Source organism: Pseudoalteromonas sp. P1-7a (assembly GCF_001401855.1).
GTDB lineage: Bacteria > Pseudomonadota > Gammaproteobacteria > Enterobacterales > Alteromonadaceae > Pseudoalteromonas.
In genome coordinates, this window is the sequence record NZ_LKDU01000166.1 from 1 (window position 1) to 221 (window position 221).

The 221-nt window shown below is 52.5% G+C and carries 1 protein-coding gene; it reads right to left on the reverse strand.

What is annotated here, in order from left to right:
* The coding region (locus AN389_RS20490) for a hypothetical protein (protein WP_160318654.1) at positions 1–221 on the reverse strand (221 nt) is incomplete at both ends.

A 221-nucleotide genomic window follows, 5' to 3' on the forward strand; every position in this document is an offset into this window, starting at 1 on the left:
GTAACATATTCGCCGTTTTGCACAAGCGCTGTGGTTTCAACTTGGTTTGTGCCATCACTGATGATCACCGTCACGGTTTGACCGTCTTCCACATCGCTCACCGTGCCGCGCACGACCATGGCGGCGCTTTCGCCGTTACCATTAATCACGCCGTCGGCGGTTTTATCAATGCTGGTTGTGATCGCTGCGGTGTTATCAAGTTCAACTGTATCCTCAGCTGT